1 protein-coding gene is annotated in these 1,050 nt (G+C 68.6%); it reads left to right on the top strand.

All coding sequences use genetic code 11. The features are described 5' to 3' along the window. Positions 1 to 131 precede the first annotated feature (131 nt). The coding region (locus tag ACIBL3_RS47295; RefSeq protein ID WP_396360628.1) for an IS1380 family transposase at positions 132 to 1,050 on the top strand (919 nt) is incomplete at its 3' end.

The following is a 1,050-nucleotide window of genomic DNA, read 5'->3' as shown; positions in this document are numbered from 1 at the left end:
CCTCGATCCACCGATGGTCTGGGGTGAGTTGGCTGGAGTGGGCGCGCCGTAGCGCGAGAATGCCCTTGCGTGCTGGGAGATTGGGACTTGCGACAGTTCCGAAGCTCTCAACCCGAAAGGGCATCTCTGAGGTGCAACTCTCTCATAAGCCGCGGTCGATGGTGGCGAAGTTCGACGATCCGAATTTGGTGTCGTCGGCCGGGTTGGTGCCGGCGATGGTGCTGGCGGAGTCGGTCGGCCTGCGTGGCCTGGCCGATGAGCGCTTGAGCGTGCCGACGGACAAGGGTGCGAATGCGGGGCTGAAGGTGTCCTCGCTGGTCGCGGGGATGGTGGCCGACGCGGACTCGATCGACGACATGGCGTTGCTGCGGCATGGCGGGATGGGTCGGGTGTTCGATCGCGCGTATGCGCCGTCGACGCTGGGGTCGTTCCTGCGCAGCTTCACCTTCGGCCACGTCCGCCAACTCGACGCGGTCGCGTCGCGGTTCTTGACCGGGCTGGCCGGCAAGACGCCGGTGGTCGGCCAGGTCGCCGACGGCGAGTTCGTACTGGTCGATGTCGATGACACGATCATCGAGGTGCACGGCTACGCCAAACAGGGCGCGGGGTTCGGCTACTCCGGGGTGCGCGGGCTGAACGCGCTGCTGGCCACGGTCACCACCAGCCGCACCGCACCGGTGATCGTGGCGCAGCGGCTGCGCAAGGGATCGTGCGGGTCGCCGCGCGGCGCCAAACGCCTGGTCACCGACGCGTTGAAGACCGTGCGTGGATTGTCGGGTGGCAGGCCGCTGGTGCGCGCCGACTCGGCGTTCTACGGCCGCGGCCTGGTGCTGGCCGCGGTCCGGGCCGGCGCCGATGTCTCGGTCACCGTCCGCCTGGACAAGCGGGTCAAGGCCGCGATCGCGGCCATCGCGGACGACCCCGGCGCGTGGACTCCGATCGAATACACCGACGCGATCTTCGACGAGCAGACCGGTCAATGGGTCTCCTGCGCCGAGGTCGCCGAAATCCCGTTCACCGCGTTCGCGTCCCGCAGCAAGGCCGAACGGG

The organism is Kribbella sp. NPDC050124 (genome assembly GCF_044460355.1).
Classification (GTDB): domain Bacteria; phylum Actinomycetota; class Actinomycetes; order Propionibacteriales; family Kribbellaceae; genus Kribbella.
The sequence above is the reverse complement of the archived record's forward strand: the minus strand, read 5'-3'. Positions and strand labels throughout refer to the sequence as shown.